We start from the raw sequence: 26,788 nt of genomic DNA, 5'->3' as shown, positions 1-26,788 counted from the left end.
ATTACAGCAAGGCTCTGTTTTCGGCGGCTTCCAGCACCCGCAGCAGATTGCCGCTCCACAGCTTCGCGAGATCGGCATCCGACATGCCGTCAGCCTTCAGGCGTCGTGTAATGCGCGGCAGATGCGCGACATTGTCCAGTCCTGCCAGACCGCCGCCGCCGTCGAAGTCGGCGCCCATGCACACGTGATCGATGCCGGCCACCGCAATCAGGTGCTTGAGCGACGCGATGTATTGTTCGAAGCTGGTCTGCCACAAGGGTTCGACCGCATCGAGCGCCAGCCACTCGCGGCTCAACGCGGCTTGTTCGGCCGGCGCCAGCGTGCCGATGTGTTCGAGCCGGTCGAACAGCGCCGCGCGTTGCGGGCCCATTTTCAGTTCGCTCAGGTAGATGGTGGAGGCGCAGATCGCGCCGCCGCCGGCCGCGATCTTGCGGATGCGTGCGTCGTCGATATTGCGCGGGTGATCGTAGCTGGTGCGCGAGCTCGAGTGCGACAGCAGCAGCGGGGAGGCGGACAAGGCCAGCATCTGGTCGACTGTGGCGTCCGAGGCATGGCTGGCGTCGATCACCATGCCCAGCCGGTTCATTTCGCGCACCCAGTCGCGCCCCAGCGGCGACAGGCCGTTCCACGCGGGCTTGTCGGTCGACGAATCGGCGAACTGGTTGTTCCTGCTGTGGACGATGCCGACCAGGCGCACTCCCTGGCGCTGGAAGTGCGCCAGCGCCGCCATCGCCGCGGCGCCGTCGCCCAGCGGATAGCTGTTCTCGATGCTCTTGAACGCCACCAGCTTGCCGGCGGCGTCGAGGCGGCGTGCCTCGGCAGCGGTGGTGGCGACGCCGATGCGGTCGGCATGGCGCGCCAGCGTCGTGTCGATCAGCTGCGAGCGCGCCAGCGCATGGGCGCGCGCCGCCGCATAGCCCTCGGGCGTCAACGGCCCCTGGTCGGTGAAGATGGCGAAGAAGCCGCCATCGAGGCTGCCCTCGCGCATGCGTCCCAGATCCACCTGGGCCAGGTCGACGGCGGGATCGTGGCGGGCTCCAAAGTCCCAGCCCGCGCGGCCAAAGTGCACCGGGGTGTCGAGGTGGGCGTCGAGCGTGAGCAGGCGGAGGTGCGTCTCGTCGATCTGCGGCGCGCCGCCGGGCGCGGCGCAGCCGGAAAGCGCGAACAGGCAGGCGAGGGCGAGGCTGGCAGTCGTGGTCTTTTTCATTCGGTCGTCTTGATCGGGGTGAAGTTCAGGTCCGCATAATCCCAGCTGAAATCGGCGATCGGCGACACCGGCGCGAGCTTGATGCCGCCCACCTTGCCGTCCTTGTCGAAGGCGAAGCTGAGGTAGGCCGGTTCCAGCGCAGGGTCGTCGAAGCGGGTGATCCAGGTATCGTACTGCCAGTGCTCGAGCTGGCCCGCCATGCGCTGGGTCGAGGTGAAGTCGACCCGCAGTCCATTCTTGTCCTGGGTGATCGCAAGCTTGCCATACCACGGATCGACATAGGTGCCGACGAGGCTTGCCGGCGGCAGCGACGGCGTCGATTTCACCGGTTTGGCCTGCCTGGCCTTCACAAGATCGAGTCCCTGCTTGACCTTCTTCGCCTTGTAGGCCTGGAAGGTCGCCGGCCAGTCGGCCTGTGGTTTACCCAGGTAGTGGTCGGCCAGCTCGTACATCAGGCCGCGCACCAGTTCTCCATCTTCGCTGTTGATGGCGATGGCGAAGCCCACGTTCTGCTCGGGCAGCAGCACCACGGCCGTGCCGAAGCCGAATACCGCGCCGCCGTGCCAGATCATGCGCGCGCCGCGATAGTCCATCAGGTCCCAGCCCAGGCCATAACTCGACAGCTTCGATTCGATCAGCTTGAGCTCGGGCGGCATGGGGCCGGTGGGCATCGGCATCGATGGCGTCCACATCTGCTCGTGGGCCGCGGCGCTGAACACGCGCTTGCCCTCCGGCGTGGCGCCGGCGCCGAGCAGTGTGTGCAGCCAGCGCGCCAGGTCGTTGGCGCTGCTGGCGATGCCGCCGGCCGGGGCCGCATTGCGTCCCAGGTCGTCGCGCTCGTCGAGCCGCGCCTGGTCGCCGGCGCCGCGCAGGCCACCATTCATTCGCGCGTGCGGATAGGCGCGGTTCGCGGTCGCGAAGTTATCGAGATTGTGGGTGGTCGACACCGTCATGCCGGCCGGACGCAGGACGTGCTCGCGGGTATAGTCTTCCCACGTCTTGCCGCTGACCTGCTCGATCAGCTGGCCGGCCACCACGTACATCAGGTTCGAATAGGCATAGGTGCTGCGAAAGCTGGTCGCCGGCTTCAGGAAGCGCACGCGGTGCACGGTCTCGGCACGCGAGAGCTTGCTGCGCGGGACGAACAGCAGGTCGCCGGCGCCGTAGCCAAGGCCGCTGCGGTGGGTCAGCAGATCGCGGATCGTGATCTCGCGCGTCACCCACGGGTCGTACATCTGGAAGCCCGGCAGGTGCTCGGTCACCTTGTCGTCCCACTTGATTTTTCCATCATCGACCAGCGTGGCCAGCGCCGCCACCGTGATCGCCTTGCCGGTAGAGCCGGTCGGGAACAGGGTGTCGCCATCGACTGCCGCCGGCGCGCCCAGCTGGCGCACGCCGAAGCCGCGCGCCAGGGTGGTCTTGCCGTCTTCGACGATCGCGATCGCCAGGCCCGGCACGCCGATGCGCTGGCGGAGCAGCTCGGCGCGGGTTTCGAAATCAAGCGGCGGCGCCGCCAGCGCGGGCGCGCAGGCGAGGGCCAGCAGCAGGGAAAGCGCAATCTTCATGGTGTCTCCTGGCAGGCATCGAGCAGGCGTTCGAAGGCGGGGCCACCGCGCATTGGATCGGCGACAGGATACGGCAAGCGCGCGGCATAGGCAGCAATTTCGGCCTCGGCCGCCTGTGCATCCATGCCGCCGGTGTTCAGGGCCACGCCCACGCAGCGGATCGCGGGATTGGTCACCCGGCCCAGCGCGATGGTCTGCGCGATTACGGTCTCGATCGACGGCAGCGGCGACGACGGATAGCCGAGCAGGTGGTCGCGCCGCGGATCGTGGCAGACCACGAACATATCGGGCTGGCTGCCGTGCAGGAGGCCCAGCGAGACGCCGGCGAAGGCCGGATGGAACAGCGAACCCTGGCCCTCGATCACGTCGACGTGGCGGGGCGCGGCGGCGGGGCTGAGGATCTCGGCGGCGCCGGCCACGAAGTCCGAGACCACGGCGTCGATCGGCATGCCGCTGCCGGCGATCATGATGCCGGTCTGGCCGGTGGCGCGAAAGCTCACGTCGGCGCCGCGCGCGGCCAGGCCGCGGCTCACTGCCAGCGCCGTGTACTTCTTGCCCAGCGCGCAGTCGGTGCCGACCGTCAGGATGCGGCGTCCGCTGCGCGGCAGGCCGGTGGCGATCGGGATGTCGGCCGGCGGCGTGCGTACGTCGACCAGGCGCCGGCCGCTGCGCTCTGCAGCTTCGCGCAGGGCGGGCAGGGCGTCGAGCCGCACGTGCATGCCAGAGACGATGTCCAGGCCGGCGTCCAGCGCCGCCGCCAGCGCCGGCACCCAGGCATCGGGGATGCCGCCGCCGGGCGCCGCCACGCCGATCACCAGCGCGCTCGCGCCCTGCGCCGCCGCCTGTTCGCAGGTGAGCGACGGCAGGCCGGCCGAGACGGTGGCTTGCGGCAGGCGCAGCTCGCCGACGCAGCGTTCGCCGGCCCAGTCGCGCAGGCCGAAGGCGGTCTTGGCGAAGCCCGGTTCGGTGACGTCGCCGAGGAATAGCAGGCAGCGGCCGACGGCGTGGTTTTCCAGTGCTGAAGGCATCAATACTCCCGGGTCAGGGTGAAGCCGACGGTGCGCGGCGCGATCACGCCGGTGCCGAGGGCGCCGTTCGGATAGGCGAACATCCCGTTCGGCATGAGCTCTGCCGTCGAGAGCTTGCCGTCGCTATTGCCCAGGTTCTTGCCGAATACCTCGACGGTCCAGTTGCCGAGTTCAAGTCCGGCATAGGCGTCGACCACGTTATACGACGGGATCTCGCGCTGGCGGCCGTTGGCCAGGCGGTAGTCGGGATCGAAGCTGGCGTGTTGTCCCGCCATGCGCCGTACCGAGGCGCCGGCGAAGGCCGGCGTGGTGTCGCCGATGGTCCAGCGGTAGTCGGCCAGCAGCGACGCCGTGTACTTCGGCGAGAACGGCAGGCGGTCGCCCTTGTAGCCGCCGACCAGCACAGGGTCGGTGTCGTCGTCCAGGCGCGCCTTGTTCCAGGCGCCGTTGGCCGACAGGCGCAGTCCCTGGAGCGGACGCCAGCCGGCGCTGATCTCCACCCCGTCGGCGGTCGCGCCGGCGCCATTGGCGTTGATGCCGAAGCCGTTCACGTTCGCCAGCAGCTGGATGTCCTTCCACTTGATGTGGAAGGCCGACAGGTCGAGCGACCAACGGCCATCGTTGCTCTGGGTCTTGAGGCCGGCCTCGTAGCTCATCACGCTGTCGGACTCGTAGCTGGTCGGCGTGCCGGGTGGCGCGGCCGGCGGCAGCACGTTCGGCCCGCCGGGACGGAAGCCCTTGGCCGCGCGCGCATACACGGCGGTGCGTTCGCTGAACTTGCGCTTGAGCGAGACGGCGTAGGTGAACACGTCTTCCGACGATTCCGCGCGGTTGTCGGCCGGGGTGGTCAGCACGCCGTCGCCGAGCTGGTGCGCGTCCTGCTTGTTGTGGCTGTAGCGGCCGCCGATATCGAGGTCGTACACCGGGTTCAGGTGGATGGTGGTGTTGGCGAAGGCCGCGACCTCGCGGTAGTTCGAGCCCAGTTTCACGTCGGCCAGCGTCGGCAGGCCGGAGGCCGGCGTCATCGTGCCCGGCACCAGGGCGTGGTAGCGCTGGGCCAGGTCGCCTTCCTCGTCGGTGTAGTACAGGCCGGCCAGCCAGTCGAGCCGGCCGCCGCCGTTGGAGGAGAGGCGCAGCTCTTGCGTGAACTTCTTGACCTCCAGTTCCATGCCCATGTACAGCTCATTGGGCACCTCCAGATTGTCTTCGACAAACTGGCTCAGATTGAACGTGACGTCCTCGCGCGCGTATTGCTTCTGGGTGCTGTAGCTGGTCGACGAGGTCAGGCTGGCGCTGCCCAGGTTCCAGTTGGCGGTGCCGTTGAAGACGCGGTAGTGGATGTCGCGCATCTGCGGCAAGAATTGCGACTGGGTCGGACGACCGTAGAGGGTTTCGAGGGTATCCGGATCGCTTTCGACCATGCTCGGCGCGTCGGTGGCGATGTTCTGCGCGACCGCCGTCAGGCGCAGGTCGAAGTCCTTGTGCGGCTTGTACAGCAGCGAGGCGCGGCCGCCATAGTTTTCGGCCTTGTTGATGTCCTTGGCCACGTCCGAACCGGCGGTGCCGATCGAATCGATGAAGCCCGGCTCCTTCTGGTACGAGACCGAGGCGCGCGCGGCAAGCGTCTCGCTGATCGGGGTATTCACCACCAGGTTCGTCCGGTACGAGACGCCGCCGCCGTCGACCGACGCCGCGCCAATGCGGGCGCGCATGGCGAAGCCGTCGAAGTCCGGCGCATTGGTCACGAACTTCACCAGGCCGCCGAGCGAGCTGGCGCCGTACAGCGCGCCCTGTGGGCCGCGCAGCACCTCGACCCGCGCCAGGTCGAAAGTATCGAAGTCGCCGGCCAGGATCGCGCCGTTGGCCAGGCCGCTGCTCGAGCCGAACGGCGTCTCGTCGAGGTACACGGCGACGGTGGAGGCCACGCCGCCGGTGTCGAGGCCGCGCAGCACCAGGCGGCCTTCGCCGGGCGTGCTTTGCACCAGCTGCAGGCTGGGCACCAGTTTCAGGTAGTCGGCAAAGCCGGTGGCCTGGTGTTTTTCCAGTGCGTCGCCGCCGACCACCGACATCGACTGCGGCACGTCGACCATGGTTTGCGCGCGCTTCTGCGCGGTTACGACCACCTGCTGGACGTCATCGCGCTGGCGCTGTTGTTCCTGTCCGGCGGCCCAGGCGCCGGATACCGCGAGTGCCATGGATGTCAGGACGATGCTGCCTGCTGCTTTTCTTGGCGTGGGAAATGCCATGTGGTTCTCTCCTGTTTCTCGTTATCGTTTCAGGGACATCAAGCATTGGCGCCGGCGGCGACGCCGCCGGCATGCAGCCGGTCCGCGTGCTGCATCGGACCGTCGAGGCGCCACAACAGGCCGGCGGCAAGCGCCGCCAATGCCGCCAGCAGGGCGAAGAAGGCACCGGGTTCGAAGCGGCTCCACAGGCTGCCCACCAGGCCGGCCGACAGGCTGCCGGCGAAGGTGACCAGGAACCAGGCCGCGACCGTGGTGCTGCCCAGGTGGCGCGGCGCCAGGCGGGCGAACAGCCCCAGGCCGGTGGGCAGGATGAACAGCTCGCCGATCGTCAGCACCAGGAAGAACAGCACCAGCCAGATCCAGCCGGTGGCGGCGCCGTCCGCGCGCCAACCGGCGGTGGCCAGCACCAGGTAGGCGCCGGCCACGATCAGCGCGCCGCAAGCCATGCGCCGCAGCGGCGCCTGGTCGACGCCGGCCGCCGCCCGGCGGTGCCAGTAGGCCAGCAGGGGTGGGGTGAGCAGCATCACGAACAGCGGGTTCAGGGACTGGAACCAGGTCATCGGAATGGTCCAGTCGCCCAGGGTACGATCGACACCGCTGTCGGCCCACAGGGCCACCGTGTTGCCGACCTGCTCGTAGGCGGCGCGGAACACCGTCACCGCCAGGCCGATGCCGACCAGGACCAGCACGGTCTCGCGACCCAGCCCGCGCGGGGGAGGAGCGCCCGCCGCCTGCGTGCGCGGCGTCTCGGGCGGCAGGTAGCGCTGTCCTGCAACGTAAATCACGAGGCCGAGCAGCATGCCGATGCCGGCCAGGCCGAAGCCGTAGTGCCAGCCATACAGCTCGCCGACCGTGCCGCAGATCAGCGGCGCCAGGAAGCCGCCGATGTTCACGCCGACGTAATACACATTGAAGGCCCAGCCGCGGCGGGCGTCGCCATGCTTGTACAGGTCGCCGACCTGGCTCGGGAGCGACGGCAGGAACAGGCCGTTGCCGAGGGCGATGGTGGCCAGCGCGACGTAGAACAGGGTATCGAAGGTCATCATGAAGTGCCCGGCCGCCATGATCGAGGCGCCGATGATGATGGCGCGCCGCTTGCCGAGCCAGCGGTCGGCCAGCACCCCGCCCAGGATCGGCGTGAAGTAGGCGGCCGCCGTGTAGGCGCCATAGATGAACGAGGCCTGGGTCTGCGCCAGCAGCAGCTCCTTGGTCATGAAGTAGACCAGCAGCGCGCGCATGCCGTAGTACGAGAACTGTTCCCACATATTGGTCAGGAACAGGATCGTCAGCCCGCGCGGATGGCCGAACCAGGTGGGCTCGGTGTGCATGCCCGCGCTCATCGGGAGGTGAATCCCGCGATCGCGGCCTGCCCGCCCCAGACTTCGGGGCCGGACCAGACATCGCCATCGACGTACGCGACGCCGGGACGGCGGTCATTGGCCAGGAAGATCGGGCCGTCCAGGTCGACGATGTCGCATTCCTGGCCCAGCACGAAGCTCGGCCCCATGGACAGGCTCGAGCCGCCCATATTGCCGACCATGACGCCAAGGCCCAGGCGCCGCGCTTCCTGCGCCATCAGCAGGCCTTCGGTCAGCCCGCCGCACTTGTCGAGCTTGATGTTGACCACGTCGTAGCGGCCGACGGCCGACGCGACGTCGCGCAGCGACAGGATGCTCTCGTCGCCCGCGAGCGGGATTGGCGAGCGCAATCCTTCCAGCTCGGCCTCGTGGCCGCGCGCCAGCGGCTGTTCGAGCAGGCGCACGTCCTGGGCCTGCAAACCGGCGATCAGGGCGTCGAGCTGGCCGGCCACGAAGCCCTGGTTGCCATCCACCCCGAGCCAGGCGTCGGGCCGTGCGGCGCGCACCGCGGTCACGCGCTCGAGGTCCAGATCGAGCTCGCCGGTCAGCTTGATCTTGATGGCGTGGGCCTGGGCGTAGTCGAGGGCCGTCGTCGCCATCGCTTTCGGCGTGTCGGCGCCGAGCGTGAAGGTGGTGCGTAGCGGCCTTGGCGCCGCCTTGCCGGCCAGCTGCCACACCGGCACGCCGGCGCGCGCCGCGTCGAGTTCCCACAGCGCGCAATCGACCGCATTGCGCGCGCCTCCCGGAGGCAGGATGGCGCGCAGCTCTTCGCGCGTGGGACCGGCGGCGATGGCGGCGCTGGCCCCGTCGAGCACGGACAGCATATGGGCCGCATTGTCGCCCAGGTAGTAGACGCCGCAGGCTTCGCCGCGGCCGCGATGGCGCCCGTCGCCCAGGGTGACGACCACCACCTCGAAGGCCTCGAACACATGGCCCGAGATGCGGAAGGGTTTGAGGAGTTGCAGCTTTTCGGTCGTGACCGAGATCGTCAGGCGGGCCATCAGTAGTTCACCGTCATGGAAAGAAGGCCGCCGCGCAGGGCCACGTAGGCCAGCAGCAGCGCGGACAGGAGGTACAGCACACTCCAGAACTTGCGCAGGCGTCCCGGTTCTTTGAAGGCCAGTTGCAGGTTGCGCGCACCGGAGGCCAGCGCCGCCACGAAGGCGAACAGGCCGCCGATCTGCAGGAGCCACAGCCACGGGTCGAGCGGGGAGGTCGCGTTTTCCAGGGTCGACTCGAAGGCCGTCACGACGCCGCCCCAGCCGGCCAGCACCGCCAGGATGGCCAGCGCCGAAAGACGCGTGGCCAGCACCGCCTGGCGCGACGGCTTGTCCAGCGTGTGCTGCAGCTTGTAGCGGCGGCGCACGATCCAGCCGCCCGGCATGGCCAGCACGGCGAACAGCAGCACCGCGGCGGCGACGCAGGCGGCCGGGATCAGCCAGGCGCCGTCCTTGCCGGCCGGGACGCGGTCGAACACCATGAAGGGCGACATGAAGTCCATGCTCCAGCGCACCACCTGACCGTTTTCGAGCTGGCCCGCGAGACGGTCTTCACCGTTCTTGTCGCGCCACACGAAGGGCGCGATCTCGACCCATTCGCGCGGGCGGCCATTGGGGCCGAGCAGGGCCGGCACCACCAGGTTGCCCTTGTCGTCGAGCGTGACCTTCACCTGGCCGAGCAGGCTGAACAGGGCGAAGAAGTTCGATTCGGAGCGGCGCGTGCTCTCCCACGAACCGGTCATCATCTCGGCATGGCGCTTGGCCTCGGCCTCGGGCACACGGCCGTCGGCGGGGAGGGTGGTGGGGAAGTAGCGATCCGAGAAATCCTGGAACACGGCGCTGCGCAGCGTACTGGATGCGCCCTCGCGCCCGCCGCTGTTGACCGACAGGTACAGGCCCACGCCGTCGTCCATGTACAGGTGCAGCGAGCTGTGGAAACCCTCGGTGTCGCCCAGGTGGGCGATCACGTCGCGGCCGTTGACGTTGGTTTCGAAGAAGCCCAGTTCCATGCGATTGAGCGGCGGCAGCAGCGTCGACTTGCCGATCTTGTCGAGCGGGCTGTCGTGCATCGTCTTGGCGGTGGCGGCGGACAGGATGCGCTGGCCATTGAATTGGCCGCCCTGCAGATGCGCGATCATGAAGTTGGCCATGTCCTGGCCGCTGGCCGAGAGCGATCCGGCCGGCGCCGAATTGACGATCTCGAAGCCGAGCGACGGCTTGCCGGGTTTGCTGTAGCCCTTGGCCATGAGCGGCTCCAATGCGGCCGGCAGGGGCTGGCGGAAGGTGGCGGTGCGCATGTTCAGCGGCGCGAAGATGTGCTGATCGACGTAGTCGTCGAACGGCATGCCGGACACGCGCTCGACGACGTAGCCGGCCAGCGAGGTGGCGTAGTTGGAGTAGGCGGGCGCGGTGCCGGCATCGAAGATGCGCTTGGGTGTCCATGCCTTGAGCAGTTCTCCCAGCGGCCTGGCATTGCCCTTGTCATAGACGATCAGGTACTTGACCGCTTCTTCGAAGCCGGCGGTGTGGGTCATGATCTCGCGCATCGTCACCGGTTTGCCGGCGCGCTCGGGGATCTTGAAGTCGAGGTAAGTGTTGACGTCGGCGTCAAGGTCGACCTTGCCCTGCTCGACCATCTGCATGACGGCGGTCCAAGTAACCAGCTTCGACACCGAACCGACGCGAAACAGCGTGCGCCCGCCATCGACCGGCGTGCGCTTGTCGACGTCGGCATAGCCGAATCCGCGCGCGCTCAGGACCTGACCGTCCTTGACGACGACGATCACCGCGCCCGGGATGTCGCTGGTGTTGAGCGCGAACGGCATGTAGCCGTCGAGCCAGGTGTCGAGATCGGTCTTGTCGAGGGTGTGGCCGCCGGCGACAGCGGGGGATTGGACGGCTGTCTGCGGCGTAACGGAAGAAGGCTTGGCCGGGCCCGGGGTGATCGGCGGCGGCGGCAGGGTTGGCGTTTGCGTGGCCTGCTGGGCAAGTGCGCCGGCGTTCCAGCACAGCATGCTCACCAGCAGAATCTTCAGAAATCTCATCGAGTCTCCCTTCTCCCTGTTCGTTCGGTTGATTTGCGATCCACCGGGCCAGCCTATAAAATAAAGCTTGATCCGAGTTATTTTTCTCTGATTGGAGAAATATCTTCCTAATCAGAGACTGTGTCAACATATAAAAAAATTGGCTTATGACATCTGAATCTCCAACACTCGGTGCATTGATCCGCAGCCTGCGCAGCCGCCAGGGCTGGACGCTGAAGGAAATGAGCGTCAAGAGCGGCATCCCGGTATCCACCTTGTCGAAGGTGGAGCATGGCCAGCTGACGCTGACCTACGACAAGCTGTATCAGCTGAGCCAAAAGCTGGGCATGCGCATGTCGGAGCTGTTCGCCGAGGAACCCGAGGCCGAACCGCCCGTCACTGCGCGCCGCAGCCTGGGCGACCTGCAGTCGGCGGTGCGGGTCGAGACGCCCAATTACGATTACCACTACCTGTGCGCCGAGCTAAGGCGCAAGCGCATGATCCCGGTGATCGCGCGCATCCGCGCCAAGTCGGTCAAGGAGTTCGGACAGCTGGTGCATCACTCGGGAGAAGAATTCACCTACGTGCTCAAGGGCGCGGTGGTGCTGCACAGCGAGTTCTACGATCCGGTGGTGCTCAGGGAAGGACAGTCGATCTATTTCGACTCGAGCATGGGGCATGCCTACCTGACGCCGGAAGGCTGTGACGAAGCCGAGGTGCTGACCGTGATGTCCAGCGCGGACGAGGAGCAGATGCAGTCGATGATGTCGACGCATACCCACGCGCATGCGGGGGAGGGAGATGGCGTGGAAACGGCGCCGGCAAAACCGCGCAAGCGCAGCATCAAAAAATAGCCGCTTATCCGGAAACGCGCATCGTGTAATGTGGACGCGTGGGCGGCAAGCCGCCCACGCCAAGGTCATTCGTAACGCAGGCAGTCTACCGGCAGCAAGCGCGACGCCCTCCGCGCCGGATAGAACCCAAAGAACACCCCCACCGCCGTCGAGAATCCGCACGCCACCAGGATGCCCGACATGGTGAGATACACCTCGAAGTCGCCGCCCCCGAACTTGGTGATCAGCGCCGCGCCGCCCGCCGCGATCGCGATCCCGACCAGTCCCCCGGCCAGGCAGATCACCACCGCCTCGGCCAGGAACTGCAGCAGCACGGCATTCGGCCGGGCCCCGATCGCCATGCGGATGCCGATCTCGCGCGTGCGCTCGGTGACCGACACCAGCATGATGTTCATGATCCCGATTCCGCCCACCAGCAGCGAAATCGCGCCGATCAGCCCGAGCAGCAGCGCGAGACCGGTGGTGATCTTGTTGGCCGTCTCGGCGATCGTGTTCAGGTTCTGCACCCTGAAGTCGTCCGGATCGTCGACCCGGATCCGGTGGCGGTCGCGCAGCACTTCCTTGATGTCCTCGATGGCGTCGACCATCGAGCCGTCGGGCCGGCCCTGGGCATTGATGTAGTGGACGTTCTGCGGGAACGGCGACTTGACCAGGTGGGCGCTGGCCGCCGTGATCGGCACCACGATCTGTTCCGCCAGGTCGGTGCCGTCGGGCTGGCGGCCTTCGCCGGCCAGCACGCCGATCACCTGGAACGACACGTTCTCGATGCGCAGGTAGCGCCCGAGCGGGTCGGCGCGGTAGAAGAACTGGTCGGCCACCTTCTGGCCAATCACCGCCAGCCGCGCGCTGGCCCGCACGTCGGCCTCGCCGAACAAGGTGCCCTGGTCGACCCGCCAGTTGCGGATCGTGAACATGTCCGGGGTCACGCCGAGCACGGTGCTGCTCAGGTTCTCGTTGCCGGCGCTGACCTTGAAGTTGCCCTGCAGCGCGGGTGCGGCCCCGGTCAGGCTGGGCAGGGCGTTCAGCGCCTCGGCATCGCCCTGGGTCAGCACCGCCACCTTGCCCTCGCGCGCGCGTTGCGCCGCCGTGCGGTCGCCGCCCGGCATGATGTAGACCATATTCGTGCCCAGCATCTGTAACTGCTTGCCGATGAAGCGCTGCATGCTGTCGCCCAGCGCCAGCAGCAGCACCACCGAGGCGATGCCGATCACGATGCCGAGCATGGTCAGCGCCGTGCGCAGGCGGTTGGCGGCCATCGAGCGGAACGACTCGATCAGGATCTGGATCGGGTTCATGACGCGACTCCCGCCCCCATGGGCGCGAACTGGCGCAGGCCGTCGGCGGCCGGTCCGTCGTACAGCACCCGCCCATCCTTTAGGCGCACCAGGCGGCGGCTGCAGGCGGCGATGTCCGGCTCGTGGGTCACCAGCACGATGGTGATGCCGCGCTCGCGGTTCAATTGGGCGAAGCTGTTCATGATGTCGTCGCTGGTCTGCGTGTCGAGGTTGCCGGTCGGCTCGTCGGCCAGCAGCAGGGGCGGATCGGTCGCCAGCGCGCGGGCAATCGCGACGCGCTGCTGCTGGCCGCCCGACAGCTGGTTGGGCGTGCGGCCCGCAAGATTGCCCAGGCCGACCCGCTCCAGTTCCGCCAGCGCGCGCGCATGCGCCTTGCCGCGCGAGACGCCGCCGTAGATCAGGGGCAGGGCGACGTTCTCTGCCAGGTTCATGCGCTTGATAAGGTTAAAGCTCTGGAACACGAAGCCGATCTTGCGGTTGCGGATGTCGGCCAGGGCGGGGCGGGAAAGCAGGCGGGTGTCGACGCCGTCGAGCAGGTAGGTGCCGCCGGTGGCCTGGTCCAGGCAGCCGAGGATGTTCATCAGGGTCGACTTGCCGGAGCCGGACGCGCCCATGATGGACACGAAGTCGCCGCGCTGCACCGTCATGTCGACGCCGTGCAGCACCGGGGTCTCGACGCTGCCGCTGACGTAGGTCTTGGTGACGCCGCGGATATCGATCAGCGGCCCGCTCATTGATTCTCCGGCTGCGCCAGCGCACGCGTCACCACGCGGTCGCCTGGCTTGAGGTCGCCCGAGAGTACCTCGGTGTAGCGGAAGTTGGACAGGCCGGCGCGGATATCCACTGGCTGCGGCTGGTTCATCGCGTCGAGTTTATAAATCTTGAACATGCGCGCGGTCTCGCTGTCGCTGCGGAAGGCGACGTCGTCGATGGCCGCGGCCGCAGCTGGCGCCGGCCTGGCGGCGACCTGCCTGATTTCCTTGCCCGCACCCTTGTTCTTTTCTTCTTCGCGCTTCTTCTCGGCAGCCTGCTCTTCTTCGGACAGGCGAAAGCGCAGCGCCGTGGTCGGGATGCGCAGCACGTCGGGCCGGTTCGCCACCACCAGGCGCACCTGGGCCGTCATGCCGGGCTTGAGCAGTTCGTCGGTGTTGTCGACGTCGAGCACGACGTTATAGGTCACGACGTTCTGTACCACGTTCGGCGCCAGCCGGAACTGGCGCATGGTGGCGTTGAATTCGCGGTCGGGATAGGCGTCGACCACGAAGCGCGCCGGCAGGCCATCCTTGAGGAGGCCAACGTCGGCTTCCGACACGCTGGTGTCGATCTGCATCTTGGTCAGGTCGTTCGCGATCTGGAACAGGTTCGGCGTGTTGAACGACGCCGCCACGGTCTGGCCCAGGTCGATGGTGCGCTTGATCACCACGCCGTCGATCGGCGAACGGATCACGCTGTTGTTGAGGTCCGCCCGCGCGCGCTCGAACTGGGCCTGGGCCAGCTTGAGGTTGGCGGCGGCGACGTCCATCTCGCGCCGCGACTGGTCGAGCGCCAGGCTGGAGACGAAGTTCTGCGCCACCAGCTGCTCGTTGCGCTTGTAGGTGGCCTGGGCCAGCTGCAGGTTGGCGCGCGCCGAGGCGATGCTGGCGTCGGCCTGCGCCACCTGAGCATTGAAGATAGTGGGCTCGAGCTTGAGCAGCACCTGGCCTTTTTTCACGCGGTCGTTGAAGTCGGCGTGCAGTTCGGCGACGGTGCCCGAGACCTGCGAGCCGACGTTGATCAGGGCCACCGGATTGATGGTGCCGGTGGCGGTCACGGTCTGGTTGATGGCGCCGCGGTCGACCGCGGTGCTGCGGTATTTCGACGGCGGGACGACGTTGTCCTTGGGCTTGAGCAGCACCGCCGCGGTCGCGACGGCGACGAGGATGGCGGTGGCGATGACGATGCGTTTCTTGGTAAAGATTTTCATTGGTTCCAGGCAAACGAACGGCAAATAAAGCATCGAGTGTGATGCCTTGGTAAAAGATTAGCAAATGCAGATTGCATGATCGTGGCATGAGCTAAAAAACTTAGGTCCCCGCCTTCGCGGGGATGACGACGTGGCCCGCCGTCGCGGGGGTGACGTATTGGGAGGGAAGGCCTCAATAATCCGCTAAAATAGCGTATTCCCTTTCCTCTACCAACCGCATCATGACTCAAGACGAACTGAAACAAGCAGTGGCGCGCGCCGCCATCGATTACGTTGTCGACGGTGAAATCATCGGCGTCGGCACCGGCTCGACCGCCAATTTCTTCATCGACGAACTGGCCGAGATCAAGGACCGTATCAAGGGCACCGTGGCCTCGTCCGAAGCCACCGCCGCCCGCCTGCGCGGCCACGGCATCCCGGTGTTCGACCTGAACGAGGTCGAGTCGATGGCCGTCTACATCGACGGCGCCGACGAGATCGACGCGCAAGGCGCGATGATCAAGGGCGGCGGCGCGGCGCTCACGCGCGAGAAGATCGTGGCGTCGGTATCGAAGAAGTTCGTCTGCATCGCCGACGGTTCGAAGCTGGTCGACACGCTGGGTAAATTCCCGCTGCCGGTCGAAGTGATCCCGATGGCGCGCGCCGTCGTGATGCGCAAGCTGGCGGCGCTCGGCGGCCAGCCGAAGCTGCGCCTCAAACCCGGCACCGACCAGCCTTTCATCACCGACAACGGCGGTGAGCTGATCGACGTGGCCGGCCTGTCGATTACCGATCCGGTGGCGCTGGAAGAGCAGATCAACCAGATCACCGGCGTGATCGCCGTGGGCCTGTTCGCCAAGGCTGGCGCCAACGTCTGTCTGCTCGGGACGGCGGAAGGCGTCAAGACCCTGTCGCTCTGATCGGGAGCCCGGCCATGAAATACGCGCTGGTACCGCTGCTTGCGGCCGTCCTGCTGGGCGGGTGTTCGGTTGTTGGCAGTGGGGGGGATTTGTCGGAGTCGACGGTGGTCGCGTCGCCCGACGTCGTCGAGATCCAGCGCGTGCCGTTCAGGGTCGGCGTGTCATCGACCACGGTCGAGCAGCTGGCCAAGGCGCAAGCCTGCGCCAGCGAGCAGGGCGCCGGCCTGATCACGGAGCCGGGACCGATCGAGGTCTACCGGATGCAGTGCCAGGATGGCAAGGTGTTCATGGCGCGCTGCGAATTGCGCCAGTGCCGCAAGATGTGAATCCGCGGCCCTGAACGTCAACCGCGGCCCTAAGACGTCGACCCGCAGCCCAAAAACCGTCATTCCCGCGAAGGCGGGAATCCAAGTCATCAGCAAACCACTTAAGTAAATCGTAGTGGAACGCTGGCACACTTGGATTCCCGCCTTCGCGGGAATGACGTTTTAGGGCCGCGGGAATGACGTTTTAGGGCCGCGGGAATGACGTTTTAGGGCCGCGGGAATGACGTTTCAGGGCCGCGGGAATGACGGTCTTGAGGTAAGTGGTGCTTGAATTACGCCGGTGGCGGCACGTAACCCATCGCCTGGTCGGCGCCTTCACCGAAGAAATGCTTCTCCATCTGCGTCGCCAGGTATTTGCGCGCGCGGTCGTCGGCCAGGTTCAGGCGGTTTTCGTTGATCAGCATCGTTTGATGCTTGAGCCATCCCTGCCATGCCTCTTTCGAGACCGACATATACAGCTTCTTGCCCATCTCGCCTGGGACCGGCGGGAAATCGAGGCCTTCGGCTTCCTTGTTCAGTTTGATGCAGTGGATGGTGCGGGCCATTGTGTACTCCTGTTGTGCGTTTTGTCGGGTAAGACCGCTATTATAAGGTCTTGATCAGTACCTGTGACCGGCGCTGCCAGTTGTACATGTGCTGCCGGTCCTTTGGCAGATCGTCCACGGTGGCCGGCACGAAGCCACGCTTCTTGAACCAGTGCGAGGTGCGCGTGGTCAGCACGAACAGTTTCGTGAGGCCGGCCGCGCGGGCGCGGTTTTCCATGTGCTTGAGGATGCGCTCGCCGTCGCCCTGGGTCTGGGCGTCCTGGCTCACCGTCAGGCAGGCCATTTCGCCCATCTTCGATTCGGGGAAGGGATACAGCGCGGCGCAGCCGAAGATCACGCCGTCGTGGTCGATCACCGAGAACTGGTCGATCTCGCGCTCGATCAGCTCGCGGCCGCGGTAGACCAGGGTGCCATCGGCTTCGAGTGGCTCAATGAGCTTGATAATTCCGCCGACGTCCTCAATTGTGGCCTGGCGCAGGCTTTCCAGGTTCTCGTGGCTGATCATGGTGCCCACGCCGTCGTGGGTGAACACCTCGAGCAGGGCCGAGCCGTCCATCTCGTAAGGGATGATGTGGGCGCGGTCGACGCCGGCATTACAGGCCTTGATCGCGTGCTGCATGTAGAAGGCGGCCGAATCGGACAGGAAGCCGGCCTGCAGCACGGCTTCGGCCATGTGCGACGACAATTCGCGCAGCTCGGCGCCGCCGGCGTCCTGCAGCATCGGCGATTCGGTGATGAAGATCAGCTTGTCGGCGTGCAGGGCGATCGCGGCCGACGCGGCCACGTCTTCCATCGTCAGGTTGAAGATCTCGCCGGTCGGCGAGAAGCCCAGCGGCGAGAGCAGCACCAGGTTGTCTTCGGTCTGCAGGATCGGGTGGATTTTTTCGGCGGCGATTTTGCGGGTGACGCCGGTGAGCTCGAAGTCGACGCCGTCGATCACGCCCAGCGGACGGGCGACCACGAAGTTGCCCGAGACGATGCTGATCTGGGCGTTCGACATCGGCGTATTGGGCAAGCCCTGGCTGAAGGCGGCCTCGATGTCGAGGCGCAGTTCGCCGGCGGCTTCCTTGGCGCATTCCAGCGCGGCGGTGTCGGTAACGCGCACGCCGTTGTGGAAGCGCCCCTCGACGTTACGCAATGCCAGCTGCTCGGCCACCTGCGGCCGCGAACCGTGCACCAGCACGATGCGGATGCCGAGGCCGACCAGCAGGGACAGATCTTGCGCCAGCACCGGCAGGGCGCCGGCGGCCACCAGTTCGCCCGGGAAGGCGACCACGAAGGTCTTGCCGCCAAAGGCGTGAATATACGGCGCGACCGAGCGCAGCCACTGGACGAATTGGGTAGGAGTTTCCATTTGCCGCATTATAATTCGCTGCGCGTTGTGCGCACCAAATCCTTGTAAAAATCAATGTCTGAACAGAGTAACAAGCCTTCGCCACCGCCGGCGCGCGAAGCAAGCGCCACCGCCACCAACGCCACCGCCCCTACGGCCGACCGCCGTCAGCGCCGGCCGCAGGGCGAGCCACGCCCGCGCCAGGAGCGCGCGCCGCGCGAAGAAACGCCGGTCGTGCGCAATCCACTGCCGCCGATCACCTTTCCCGAAGACCTGCCGGTTTCCGGCCGCCGCGCCGAGATCGCGAAGGCCATCGCGGAAAACCAGGTGGTCATCGTCTCGGGCGAGACCGGTTCGGGCAAGACGACGCAGCTGCCGAAGATTTGCCTGGAACTGGGCCGCGGCAGCAAGGGTCTGATCGGCCACACGCAGCCGCGCCGGATCGCGGCGTCGTCGACCGCCAAGCGCATCGCGCAAGAGATTGGCTCGCCGCTGGGCGAACACGTCGGCTTCAAGGTGCGCTTCAACGACACCTTGCAGAAAGGCGCCTCGGTCAAGCTGATGACCGACGGTATCCTGCTGGCCGAAACGCAGACCGATCCGCTGCTGCGCAACTACGACACGATCATCATCGACGAGGCGCACGAGCGCAGCCTGAACATCGACTTCCTGCTTGGTTACCTCAAGCAGCTGCTGCCGCGCCGTCCGGACCTGAAAGTGATCATCACCTCGGCGACCATCGACGCCGAGCGCTTCGCGCGCCACTTCGCCGCCAACGACAAGCCGGCGCCGGTGATCGAGGTCTCGGGCCGCCTGTACAAGGTCGAAGTGCGCTACCGCCCGATCGACCGCGACCCTGTGACCCCGGGCGTGCCTGCCGACGTCAGCAAACCCTTGCCGAAAGCCCAGGCCGCGCGTGAAAAGCGCGACCTGATGGATGGCGTGGTCGACGCCGTCGATGAGCTGTGCCGCATCGGCTCGGGCGACGTGCTGGTGTTCCTGCCGGGCGAGCGAGAAATCCGCGACTGCGCCGAGGCGCTGCGCAAGCACCATCCGCCGCACGTCGACATCCTGCCGCTGTTCGCCCGCCTGTCGGTGGAGGAGCAGGACCGCGTGTTCCGCCCGAGCGGCAACGCGCGCCGCATCGTCCTGGCCACCAACGTGGCCGAAACCTCGCTGACCGTGCCGGGCATCCGCTACGTGGTCGACACGGGCCTGGCGCGCGTCAAACGCTACAGCTTCAGGAACAAGGTCGAGCAGCTGCAGGTCGAACCGGTCGCGCAATCGGCGGCCAACCAGCGCGCCGGCCGTTGCGGCCGCGTGGCCGACGGCGTCTGCATCCGCCTGTTCGAGGAAGACGATTTTAACAAGCGCCCTAAGTTCACCGAACCGGAGATCCTGCGTTCGTCGCTGGCAGCCGTCATCCTGCGCATGAAGTCCCTGCGCCTGGCCGACGTCGAGACCTTCCCTTTCATCGAGGCGCCGCAGGGCCGCGCGATCGCCGACGGCTACCAGCTGCTGCAGGAAGTCGGCGCGGTCGATGACAACAACGACCTGACGCCGCTGGGCCGCAAGCTGGCCAAGCTGCCGCTCGACCCGCGTGTGGGCCGCATGATCCTGGCCGCGCTCGACAATCAGTGCCTGACCGAGATGCTGATCGTGGCCTCGGCCCTGTCCACGCAAGACCCGCGCGACCGTCCGATCGAGTACCAGCAGCAGGCCGACGAGAAGCACAAGAAGTTCGCCGACGAGAAGTCCGAATTCCTGAGCTACCTGAAGATCTGGGCCTGGTTCGAGGACGCGATCGCGCACAAGAAGACCAATCGCCAGCTGCAGGACAACTGCCGCGCCAACTTCCTGTCGCAGCTGAGATTGCGCGAGTGGCGCGACGTGCATTCGCAGCTGTTGACCATCGTGCGCGAGCAGGGCTGGCGCCTGAATGAAAGCCCCGCCACCTATGAACAGCTGCACCTGGCGCTGCTCACCGGTTTGCTCGGCAATATCGGTTTCAAGTCCGAGGACGAGCAGGGCGGTGTCTACCTCGGTGCGCGCGGCATCAAGTTCCACATCTGGCCCGGCTCGACGCTCGGCAAGAAGGCGGGACGCTGGGTCATGGCGGCCGAGCTGGTCGAGACCACGCGCCTGTATGCGCGCACCATCGCCCAGATCCAGCCGGAGTGGGTAGAGAAGATCGGCGGCCACCTGCTCAAGAAATCCTGGGGCGAGCCGCGCTGGGAAAAGAAGCAGGCGCAGGTCACGGCGCTCGAGCGCGCGACCTTGTATGGCATCGTCATCTATGGCGGCCGGCGCATCAACTACGGCCAACGCAACCCGCGCGAGGCGCGCGAGATCTTCATTCGCGACGCGCTGGTGGCGGGCGACTACGAGACGCGCCTGCCGTTCTACATCCACAACCACAAGCTGGTCAAGGACATCGAGAACCTCGAGCACAAGTCGCGCCGCCAGGACGTGCTGGTCGACGACCAGCTGATCGCGGCCTTCTACGATAACGAGATTCCGCACGACGTCGTCAATGGCGCCGGTTTCGAGAAGTGGTACAAGGACCAGGCGCGCGACAATCCGAAGCTCTTGTACCTGAACCGCGAAGAACTGATGCGGCACGAGGCGGCCGGCGTCACCACCGAGCTGTTCCCGAAGACGATGGTCGTCACCGGCATCGAAATGGGCCTGACGTACCACTTCGAGCCGGGCAGCGTGCGCGATGGCGTCACGCTCGCCGTGCCGCTGTTCGCGCTGAACCAGATTCCGCAAGAGCGGCCGGCCTGGCTGGTGCCGGGCATGATCAAGGAGAAGGTGCACCTGCTGCTCAAATCGCTGCCGCAGAAGCTGCGCCGCCACTGCGTGCCGCTGCCCGAATATGCGGCACGTTTTGTGGAGCGCATCCATGCGGCGAACGCGTTCGGGCGCGGCGACCTGGTCGACGTGCTGATCATGGACGTGCGCGCGCAGACTGGCGTGGGGGTGAAGACCGCCGACTTCAAGATCGAGACCCTGCCGGCGCATATGTTCATGAACTTCAAGGTCATCGACGAGCATGGCCGTCAGCTGGAGATGGGACGTAATCTGTCGACGCTCCAGGCCGAGCTGGGTGGACAGGCGCGCCAGAGCTTCCAGAAGATGGCGGAAGCGACGCCGGCCGCGGCCAATGCGCGTGCGCAGGCGGCGCGGCCGGTGGCGGCTGCGCCGAGCGCGCCCGCTGCACCTTCCGGCAAAGGCAAAGGTGGTGCGCCGCAGACCGCGCCGGCCTCCGCGCCTGTGCAGGAATCGGCATCGGGCCGCCAGCACGCGGGTCTCACCAGCTGGACCTTCGGCGAGCTGCCGGAGCTGCTGGAGATCAACCAGGGCAAGCTGACCCTGATCGGCTTCCCGGCGCTGGTCGACAAGGGCACGCATTGCGACCTGGAGGTGTTCGACGATCCGAACGTGGCCGCGCGCACCCACCGCGTGGGCCTGCGCCGCCTGTTCGCGCTGCAGTTCAAGGAACAGCTCAAGTTCGCCGAGAAGAACATCCCCGGCCTGCAGGGCATGGGCATGCAGTTCATGAACATCGGCTCGCAGGAAGACTTGCGCGACCAGATCGTGGCCAAGGCGATCGACATCGCCTGCCTGCAGGATCCGCTGCCGGTCGATGCCGCCTCGTTCAACCAGCGCCGTGACCAGGGCAAGGGCCGCATTGGCCTGCTCATCAACGAGGTGGCGCGCCTGGCGGGGCAGATACTGGGCGAATACCACGGCCTGCCCAAGCGCGTGCAGACCCTGCCGTCGGCGGTGTCGGCGGACATCCAGGCGCAGCTGCAGGCGCTGGTGCACAAGCGCTTCATCGCTGACAACGAATACAGCCAGCTGGCGCACTTCCCGCGCTACCTGAAGGCGATCAACGTGCGTCTCGAGAAGTTGCGCGGCAATCCGTCGCGCGATGCGCAACTGATGGCCGAATGGCAGACGGCGGCCGCCCAGTTCCAGCGCACGCTCAAGAATATGGCGGGCAAGAACAACGATCCGCGCATGGTCGAGTTCAGGTGGATGCTGGAAGAGCTGCGGGTGTCGCTGTTCGCGCAGGAGCTGAAGACGCCGATGCCGGTGTCGGCCAAGCGGCTGCAGAAGGTGTGGGAGTCGATGTTGCGTTAATGGACATCGGGCCGCTGTGTTATCGGCCTACTGCCGTCCTCCGGCCCGCACCCCGCAAACGTCATTCCCGCGGAGGCGGGAATCCAGGTTTGCGTGCTACGCCACAAGATCTGACTGTAGTGGCAACGCATCGGACTGGGATTCCCGCCTCCGCGGGAATGACGTTTTTGGGCAGCGGGCCAGATCGATTGTCGTCGTCCAGCCAGCCGGGTTCACGTCCTATTCGCTACAAATCCCTTGTTCTTTCGCACGCCTGTGCTAAAGTACTTGCATGAATACCACGGCCAAAAGCGAAGCCACCTACGCCACCATCCTCGATGCGGCGGTCGGGATGGCGTCGACCGAGGGCATCGGCCAGCTGTCGCTGGGCGAACTGTCCAAACGCACCGGCATCAGCAAGAGCGGCGTGTTCTCGCGCGTCGGCTCGCTTGAGGCCCTGCAGTCGGCCGTGCTGGACGAGTACGATCGCCGCTTTTCCGAAGAGATTTTCGTGCCGGCGCTGGCGGCGTCGCGCGGCTTGCCGCGCCTGTCCACGATGGTCAATCTGTGGCTCAGGAAGATTGCCGGCGAAACCGCGCGCGGCTCTTGCCTGTATACCGCGGGCGCTTTCGAATTCGACGACATTCCCATGCCGCATCCGCTGCGCGAACGCATCGAGGCGGGCGTGCTGCGCTGGCGCGCGACCTTGCGCAAGACGGTGCTGCAGGCGATGGAGGCAGGGCATCTGCGGCCCGACACCGAGCCCGAACAGCTGGTGTTCGAGATCTACAGCCTCGTGATCGGCGTGATGCACGACGCGCGCTTCCTGCATGACGCAGACGCGCCAAAGCGGGCGCAGCGGGCATTCAACCGCCTCATTTCCACCTATCGGAGTTTCAGCGACCTGGAATAAGGTCGGGCCGGGGAGGGCGTCGCCTTCCCTTTTTTTACATTAATTTCGCACGACTGTGCGAAAGCGGGCTGTGCACGAGGAGTCGATCATGTCTGGATTGTGGTTACTGGTGGTGTCCCTGGCCGGACTGGCAGGGTATGTGGTGCGCGACGTGCTGCGCCGGGTTCCGCGGTCGAACGAGGATTTTGTGTTCTGTTGAGGGGGCAGGATGATGACGAGAAGGACGACGGTCGCGCCGCCGCCCCTCATCCGGCGTTAGCCGATATTGCTGCCGCGGATGCGGCTCAGATCCTTGTCGTCGCCCAGGTTGCCGGAGCGTGGATCGGTGCTGTGGCCCGGACCCTGGTTGGCCCGCGAGTCGCCCATGCCGGCGCCCGCGCCGCCCAGGCTGCTGGAGCCGGCGTGTCCGGCGCCCACGCTGGAACCCATCGCGCCGCCCGCATAGGTGGCGCTGCCGGTGCCGGCGCCGCCGACCATGCCGCCCATCGGCACGCCCGGCCCCATGGTCGGTGCGCCCGAACGGTTCGGGTCGGTGCCATAGAAGCTGTGGATGCCGCTGGCCCAGCTCAGGTCGCTCATATCCGGCCAGGCGTCCTTGTCGAAGCCCGGCGCGGTCTTGAGGCGGTCTTTCTCGACGTTGAGCACGAAGCGCTTGTTGACCGTGTCCAGGTGCAGCGCCTGCCAGGGCACGGCGAACAGTTTTTCTCCCATGCCCAGGAAGCCGCCGAAGGCCAGCACGGCGTAGGCCACCTGGCCAGTCTGCATGTCGAGCATGATTTCCTTGATGTCGCCCAGATCTTCCTCGGCGGCATTGACGACGCTGTCGCCGATCAAGGTGTCGGCGCCCATCAGGGACGGTCCCGGACCTATATTGTTGCTGTCCTTGTAGATACCGTATTTATCGCGGTCTGCGTAGCCCATATGTTCCTCCTTGTCTATTGACGTTGCGAACAACGCGAAGGTCACTCCGATTGGAGCAGACCCTCGCCCTACGAAGGGTTCATGATAGAACGCTACCGGATCGGGGCGCGCGCGCTAGCGCCGAGCAGGCTGGAGCCTTATGAGAGCCAGCGCACAGATGAGTACGCTTGGCATGGCTAATCTGCCAAGCTATGTCTAGGAGGAATTAGAGATGACTGTCATTTCGCGCTGCACCAACGCCGGCCCCCTGGGGCAACTGATCCGCACCCGTTCCTTCGCCTCGCTGCTGGCGCGCCTGCTGCGCCGCGACTGAGGTTAACGACTGTCCGCCCGGCAGCGCCGGACGGACCAGAGTGAACGCTTACGGCTGCCCGCCGCCGCCCGCGACGCCATACACGTGGCCGGTGGTATAGCTCGATTCGTCCGACGCCAGCGTGACGAACACTGCCGCCAGCTCGGCCGGCTGGCCGGGACGCTTCATCGGCGTATCCTCCCCGAACTTCTCGCGCCCCTCTGGCGAATTGCCGCCCGCCAGCTGCAGAGGCGTCCACACTGGCCCCGGCGCCACCGCATTCACGCGGATTCCCTTCGATGCCATCTGCTTGGCCAGCGACTTGGTGAACGCCACCTCGAAGGCCTTGGTCGCCGCATAGTCGAGCAGTTTTTCCGGCGGATCGTAAGCGGTCTGCGACGAGGTATTGATGATGACGCTGCCGGCCGACATGTGCGGAATCGCCGCCTTGCTGATCCAGAACACCGCATAGACATTGGTCTTGATGGTCCAGTCGAACTGCTCGCTGGTGATGTCGAGGATCGAATTATTGTTCTGCTGGCGCGCGGCATTGTTGACCAAGATGTCCAGGCCGCCCAGTTCACGCACCGCCGTCTCCACCAGCTTCTTGCAGAAAGCCTCGTCGCGGATATCGCCGGGAATGGCGACCGCCTTGCGGCCGGCGTCGCGGATCAGTTGCATGACTTCGCGCGCATCCGGTTCCTCGGCCGGCAGGTAGCCGATGGCGACGTCGGCGCCTTCGCGCGCATAGGCGATCGCGGCGGCGCGGCCGATGCCCGAGTCCCCGCCGGTGATCAGGGCCTTGCGTCCCGCCAGGCGGCCGCTGCCGCGATACGTGGTTTCGCCGTGGTCGGGACGCGGCGTCATCTTGCTGGCCAGGGCCGGCCATGGCTGATCCTGCTTGGGAAAGGGCGGACGCGGATAGCGCTTGGCAGCTTCGCGCGCCGCGCCCGGCGCCGGCTGGTTGCCGCCGGCCGCTTGCTGGGCCAGGGCCGGGACGGCGGCGGCCGAGGCGGCCACGCCCGCGGCAACGGTGCTGACGAAGCGACGACGCGACGGCGTCACGCCTTCTGGCTTCTGGTCTTCCGAATTCATGCTTGCTCCTCGATGGTGGTGGGGCTGCAAACGCAGCCAGGTAGTGGCGAAGATGTTAGTCGTTATCGAAAAGACACGGAACACGGTAGCTTATTGGCAAGATATGGTGCAGGTCTGTTGTAAGCAGGTGGTTTGCCTGTTGAGCAGAAGTGTTCTGGGGTAACATTTCGTTTTTACCGATTTGTGTTTTCCCATGGCGATCATCCGCGCATTCCTTGTTTTTGCCTTGCTGGGGCTGAATTCCTTCGTATGGGCCGCCCAGCTCGAAACGGCTCCGACCGCCTCTACCGCCGCGGCGGCCCAGCCGACCGTGCGCGCCGACTTCACCGTCGCCACCCGGAAGGTCTTCGTGTTCCGCGCCACCCTGGCCGGCCACTCGCCGCAAGATCGCCTCGAAGCGGCCCAGCGGCGCCTCGACAAAGCCCTGTCGGCCAAGGGGCCGCAGCGCGCCACGGTCAACGGATTGGCCGAGGGCAGCCAGGTGCTGCTCGACGGCGCGCCGCTGTTCCTGGTAACGCCGGCCGACATCAATATGCTGGCCGGCGACACGACCCAGGACGTCGCGCACGACAGCGCCCGCAAGCTGGAACGCGCGCTGGCCGCGCGGCGCGAGGCGAGCGACCCGCGCGTGCTGGTCGAAGCCGCGGCGCTGTGCGTCGCCGCCACCCTCGCCTACGTCTTCGTGCTGCGCGCGCTGGTGCTGCTGCGCAGCGCCGTCAAGAGCCGCTTCGAGCGCCTGCTCGGCGTGCGCCTGGCGCGGGTGAGCTTTCGCAACGTGCGCCTGCTCGACGCCCACCTGTATGTGAGCTTCCTGCGCCAGGTGACGATGGCAGTGGTATGGGGCCTGCGTCTGCTGGCCACCTATATCTGGATCAGCTTCCTGCTCGGCGAATTCGCCTACACCCGCAGCTGGGGCGAGTGGCTCAAGGGCTACCTGATCGAGATGGCGGTGGGGATCGGCCAGTCGATGGCGGCCGCCATTCCCGGCCTGCTGGTGGTGCTGGTCATCGCCGCGCTGGCGCGCCTGGTGATGCTGACCGCGGCCTCGGTGTTCAAGCGGGTCGAGAGCGGCGAATTGCAGGTGGGCTGGCTGGACCAGGACACGGCGGCGCCGACCCGGCGCCTGGTCAATATCGTGATCGCCCTGTTCGCGCTGGCGATGTCCTATCCCTACCTGCCAGGCTCGCACACGGCGGCCTTCCAGGGTGTGACGGTGCTGGCCGGCCTGATGGTGTCGATCGGCGCCTCGAGCATCGTCGCGCAAGGCGCCGCGGGCCTGATCCTGATGTACACCCGCTCGCTGAGAAAAGGGGAATACGTGCGCGTGGGCGACAAGGAGGGCACGGTGGTCGACATGGGCATGTTCGAGACGCGCCTCTGCACCGGCAGCGGCGAAGAAGTCCTGATGCCCAACGCCTGGGTGCTGTCCAACACCACCAGCAACTTCTCGCGCGACGGCGTGATCGACGATGGTTTCGTCACCGAGGTCAAGGTCACGGTCGGCTACGACACGCCGTGGCGCACGGTGCACGCGCTGCTCGAACAGGCGGCCGGCGCGACGCAAGGCATCGCGGCCGAACCGAAACCCTTCATCGTGCAGGCGGCGCTATCGGATTTCTACATCGAATACCGCCTGTGCGCGCACGCGGCGGCCGACAGCCCGCGCAGCCGGGCCGAGGTGCGCAACCACCTGCACCAGAACGTGCTGGACGTGTTCGATGCCGCCGGCGTCAGGCTGACGTCGCCGCATTTCCATCACGTCGCGATGAAACGGGCTTGAATGCAAAAACGGGTGACC

20 protein-coding genes are annotated in these 26,788 nt (G+C 66.4%); 6 read left to right on the top strand and 14 right to left on the bottom strand.

The window, feature by feature from the left end; genetic code table 11:
• Window position 1: 1 nt before the first annotated feature.
• The 7 genes from AC3A6F_RS08905 to AC3A6F_RS08875 all read right to left on the bottom strand — a co-directional run bounded on the left by AC3A6F_RS08905 (window position 2) and on the right by AC3A6F_RS08875 (window position 10,447).
• Window positions 2–1,207: a dipeptidase gene (locus tag AC3A6F_RS08905; RefSeq protein WP_487679895.1), complete on the bottom strand. Its 1,206-nt coding sequence runs from the start codon at window positions 1,205–1,207 to the stop codon at window positions 2–4.
• Window positions 1,204–2,772, bottom strand: a complete 1,569-nt coding sequence (locus AC3A6F_RS08900) for a serine hydrolase (RefSeq protein ID WP_487679893.1) — start codon at window positions 2,770–2,772, stop codon at window positions 1,204–1,206. Before AC3A6F_RS08900 ends, AC3A6F_RS08905 begins: the two co-directional genes overlap by 4 nt.
• Complete coding sequence (locus tag AC3A6F_RS08895) at window positions 2,769–3,800, bottom strand: N-acetyltransferase DgcN family protein (RefSeq protein WP_487679891.1); 1,032 nt, start codon at window positions 3,798–3,800, stop codon at window positions 2,769–2,771. Before AC3A6F_RS08895 ends, AC3A6F_RS08900 begins: the two co-directional genes overlap by 4 nt.
• Entirely contained in the window at window positions 3,800–5,995 is a 2,196-nt protein-coding gene (locus AC3A6F_RS08890) for a TonB-dependent receptor (RefSeq protein ID WP_487679889.1), read from the bottom strand. The genes AC3A6F_RS08895 and AC3A6F_RS08890 overlap by 1 nt, the downstream gene beginning before the upstream one ends.
• 89 nt (window positions 5,996–6,084) lie before the next feature.
• Complete coding sequence (locus AC3A6F_RS08885; protein ID WP_487679887.1) at window positions 6,085–7,374, bottom strand: peptide MFS transporter; 1,290 nt, start codon at window positions 7,372–7,374, stop codon at window positions 6,085–6,087.
• Between the two features lie 8 nt (window positions 7,375–7,382).
• Entirely contained in the window at window positions 7,383–8,405 is a 1,023-nt protein-coding gene (locus AC3A6F_RS08880; RefSeq protein WP_487679885.1) for a dipeptide epimerase, read from the bottom strand.
• Window positions 8,405–10,447: a serine hydrolase domain-containing protein gene (locus AC3A6F_RS08875; protein WP_487679883.1), complete on the bottom strand. Its 2,043-nt coding sequence runs from the start codon at window positions 10,445–10,447 to the stop codon at window positions 8,405–8,407. The genes AC3A6F_RS08880 and AC3A6F_RS08875 overlap by 1 nt, the downstream gene beginning before the upstream one ends.
• A 146-nt stretch (window positions 10,448–10,593) precedes the next feature.
• Here AC3A6F_RS08875 and AC3A6F_RS08870 point away from each other — a divergent pair, with 146 nt between their 5' ends.
• Complete coding sequence (locus AC3A6F_RS08870) at window positions 10,594–11,280, top strand: helix-turn-helix domain-containing protein (RefSeq protein WP_487679881.1); 687 nt, start codon at window positions 10,594–10,596, stop codon at window positions 11,278–11,280.
• Between the two features lie 65 nt (window positions 11,281–11,345).
• Here the strand turns inward: AC3A6F_RS08870 and AC3A6F_RS08865 are convergent, their stop codons facing one another.
• The 3 genes from AC3A6F_RS08865 to AC3A6F_RS08855 are packed head-to-tail and all read right to left on the bottom strand — an operon-like array spanning window position 11,346 to window position 14,538.
• The gene (locus AC3A6F_RS08865; RefSeq protein WP_487679879.1) at window positions 11,346–12,575 is read right to left on the bottom strand and encodes an ABC transporter permease; all 1,230 of its coding nucleotides are present in this window, start codon (window positions 12,573–12,575) and stop codon (window positions 11,346–11,348) included.
• The gene (locus AC3A6F_RS08860) at window positions 12,572–13,309 is read right to left on the bottom strand and encodes an ABC transporter ATP-binding protein (RefSeq protein WP_487679877.1); all 738 of its coding nucleotides are present in this window, start codon (window positions 13,307–13,309) and stop codon (window positions 12,572–12,574) included. The genes AC3A6F_RS08865 and AC3A6F_RS08860 overlap by 4 nt, the downstream gene beginning before the upstream one ends.
• The gene (locus tag AC3A6F_RS08855; RefSeq protein WP_487679875.1) at window positions 13,306–14,538 is read right to left on the bottom strand and encodes an efflux RND transporter periplasmic adaptor subunit; all 1,233 of its coding nucleotides are present in this window, start codon (window positions 14,536–14,538) and stop codon (window positions 13,306–13,308) included. Before AC3A6F_RS08855 ends, AC3A6F_RS08860 begins: the two co-directional genes overlap by 4 nt.
• Window positions 14,539–14,759: 221 nt before the next feature.
• On the opposite strand from AC3A6F_RS08855, the gene rpiA reads away from it, so the two are divergent.
• Complete coding sequence (gene rpiA, locus AC3A6F_RS08850) at window positions 14,760–15,437, top strand: ribose-5-phosphate isomerase RpiA (protein ID WP_487679874.1); 678 nt, start codon at window positions 14,760–14,762, stop codon at window positions 15,435–15,437.
• Between the two features lie 14 nt (window positions 15,438–15,451).
• A complete protein-coding gene (locus tag AC3A6F_RS08845; RefSeq protein WP_487679872.1) occupies window positions 15,452–15,763 on the top strand; it encodes a hypothetical protein in 312 nt (103 codons plus the stop codon).
• Window positions 15,764–16,035: 272 nt separating this feature from the next.
• Here AC3A6F_RS08845 and AC3A6F_RS08840 read toward each other — a convergent pair whose 3' ends face one another.
• Both AC3A6F_RS08840 and argA read right to left on the bottom strand, forming a co-directional pair.
• Complete coding sequence (locus tag AC3A6F_RS08840) at window positions 16,036–16,308, bottom strand: oxidative damage protection protein (RefSeq protein ID WP_123071474.1); 273 nt, start codon at window positions 16,306–16,308, stop codon at window positions 16,036–16,038.
• Window positions 16,309–16,348: 40 nt separating this feature from the next.
• Entirely contained in the window at window positions 16,349–17,662 is a 1,314-nt protein-coding gene (gene argA / locus AC3A6F_RS08835) for an amino-acid N-acetyltransferase (protein WP_147934468.1), read from the bottom strand.
• A 54-nt stretch (window positions 17,663–17,716) separates the two neighbouring features.
• On the opposite strand from argA, the gene hrpA reads away from it, so the two are divergent.
• Window positions 17,717–21,790, top strand: a complete 4,074-nt coding sequence (gene hrpA, locus AC3A6F_RS08830; protein WP_487679869.1) for an ATP-dependent RNA helicase HrpA — start codon at window positions 17,717–17,719, stop codon at window positions 21,788–21,790.
• Window positions 21,791–22,061: 271 nt separating this feature from the next.
• Complete coding sequence (locus tag AC3A6F_RS08825; protein WP_487679867.1) at window positions 22,062–22,682, top strand: TetR/AcrR family transcriptional regulator; 621 nt, start codon at window positions 22,062–22,064, stop codon at window positions 22,680–22,682.
• Between the two features lie 255 nt (window positions 22,683–22,937).
• Here the strand turns inward: AC3A6F_RS08825 and AC3A6F_RS08820 are convergent, their stop codons facing one another.
• Together AC3A6F_RS08820 and AC3A6F_RS08815 are read right to left on the bottom strand one after the other, a co-directional pair.
• Window positions 22,938–23,603: a PRC-barrel domain-containing protein gene (locus tag AC3A6F_RS08820; RefSeq protein ID WP_487679865.1), complete on the bottom strand. Its 666-nt coding sequence runs from the start codon at window positions 23,601–23,603 to the stop codon at window positions 22,938–22,940.
• Between the two features lie 361 nt (window positions 23,604–23,964).
• Window positions 23,965–24,990: an SDR family oxidoreductase gene (locus AC3A6F_RS08815; protein ID WP_487679863.1), complete on the bottom strand. Its 1,026-nt coding sequence runs from the start codon at window positions 24,988–24,990 to the stop codon at window positions 23,965–23,967.
• A 193-nt stretch (window positions 24,991–25,183) separates the two neighbouring features.
• Between AC3A6F_RS08815 and AC3A6F_RS08810 the strand changes: the two genes are divergently transcribed.
• Window positions 25,184–26,770, top strand: coding sequence for a mechanosensitive ion channel family protein (locus tag AC3A6F_RS08810; protein ID WP_487679861.1), 1,587 nt, complete (start codon window positions 25,184–25,186; stop codon window positions 26,768–26,770).
• The last annotated feature ends 18 nt before the right edge of the window (window positions 26,771–26,788 follow it).

The organism is Massilia sp. Soil_C_3 (assembly GCF_057657035.1).
This window is presented reverse-complemented; position numbering and strand designations above follow the sequence as displayed.

What these genes read in the sequence shown, in the direction of transcription:
- AC3A6F_RS08845 (WP_487679872.1), top strand. Translation starts at nt 15,452, where the DNA reads ATGAAATACGCGCTGGTACCGCTGCTTGCGGCCGTCCTGCTGGGCGGG.
- AC3A6F_RS08880 (WP_487679885.1), bottom strand. Translation starts at nt 8,405, where the DNA reads ATGGCCCGCCTGACGATCTCGGTCACGACCGAAAAGCTGCAACTCCTC.
- AC3A6F_RS08860 (WP_487679877.1), bottom strand. Translation starts at nt 13,309, where the DNA reads ATGAGCGGGCCGCTGATCGATATCCGCGGCGTCACCAAGACCTACGTC.
- argA (WP_147934468.1), bottom strand. Translation starts at nt 17,662, where the DNA reads ATGGAAACTCCTACCCAATTCGTCCAGTGGCTGCGCTCGGTCGCGCCG.
- AC3A6F_RS08895 (WP_487679891.1), bottom strand. Translation starts at nt 3,800, where the DNA reads ATGCCTTCAGCACTGGAAAACCACGCCGTCGGCCGCTGCCTGCTATTC.
- hrpA (WP_487679869.1), top strand. Translation starts at nt 17,717, where the DNA reads ATGTCTGAACAGAGTAACAAGCCTTCGCCACCGCCGGCGCGCGAAGCA.
- AC3A6F_RS08875 (WP_487679883.1), bottom strand. Translation starts at nt 10,447, where the DNA reads ATGAGATTTCTGAAGATTCTGCTGGTGAGCATGCTGTGCTGGAACGCC.
- AC3A6F_RS08885 (WP_487679887.1), bottom strand. Translation starts at nt 7,374, where the DNA reads ATGCACACCGAGCCCACCTGGTTCGGCCATCCGCGCGGGCTGACGATC.
- AC3A6F_RS08825 (WP_487679867.1), top strand. Translation starts at nt 22,062, where the DNA reads ATGAATACCACGGCCAAAAGCGAAGCCACCTACGCCACCATCCTCGAT.
- AC3A6F_RS08890 (WP_487679889.1), bottom strand. Translation starts at nt 5,995, where the DNA reads ATGGCACTCGCGGTATCCGGCGCCTGGGCCGCCGGACAGGAACAACAG.
- AC3A6F_RS08905 (WP_487679895.1), bottom strand. Translation starts at nt 1,207, where the DNA reads ATGAAAAAGACCACGACTGCCAGCCTCGCCCTCGCCTGCCTGTTCGCG.
- AC3A6F_RS08810 (WP_487679861.1), top strand. Translation starts at nt 25,184, where the DNA reads ATGGCGATCATCCGCGCATTCCTTGTTTTTGCCTTGCTGGGGCTGAAT.
- AC3A6F_RS08855 (WP_487679875.1), bottom strand. Translation starts at nt 14,538, where the DNA reads ATGAAAATCTTTACCAAGAAACGCATCGTCATCGCCACCGCCATCCTC.
- AC3A6F_RS08865 (WP_487679879.1), bottom strand. Translation starts at nt 12,575, where the DNA reads ATGAACCCGATCCAGATCCTGATCGAGTCGTTCCGCTCGATGGCCGCC.
- AC3A6F_RS08840 (WP_123071474.1), bottom strand. Translation starts at nt 16,308, where the DNA reads ATGGCCCGCACCATCCACTGCATCAAACTGAACAAGGAAGCCGAAGGC.
- rpiA (WP_487679874.1), top strand. Translation starts at nt 14,760, where the DNA reads ATGACTCAAGACGAACTGAAACAAGCAGTGGCGCGCGCCGCCATCGAT.
- AC3A6F_RS08820 (WP_487679865.1), bottom strand. Translation starts at nt 23,603, where the DNA reads ATGGGCTACGCAGACCGCGATAAATACGGTATCTACAAGGACAGCAAC.
- AC3A6F_RS08815 (WP_487679863.1), bottom strand. Translation starts at nt 24,990, where the DNA reads ATGAATTCGGAAGACCAGAAGCCAGAAGGCGTGACGCCGTCGCGTCGT.
- AC3A6F_RS08900 (WP_487679893.1), bottom strand. Translation starts at nt 2,772, where the DNA reads ATGAAGATTGCGCTTTCCCTGCTGCTGGCCCTCGCCTGCGCGCCCGCG.
- AC3A6F_RS08870 (WP_487679881.1), top strand. Translation starts at nt 10,594, where the DNA reads ATGACATCTGAATCTCCAACACTCGGTGCATTGATCCGCAGCCTGCGC.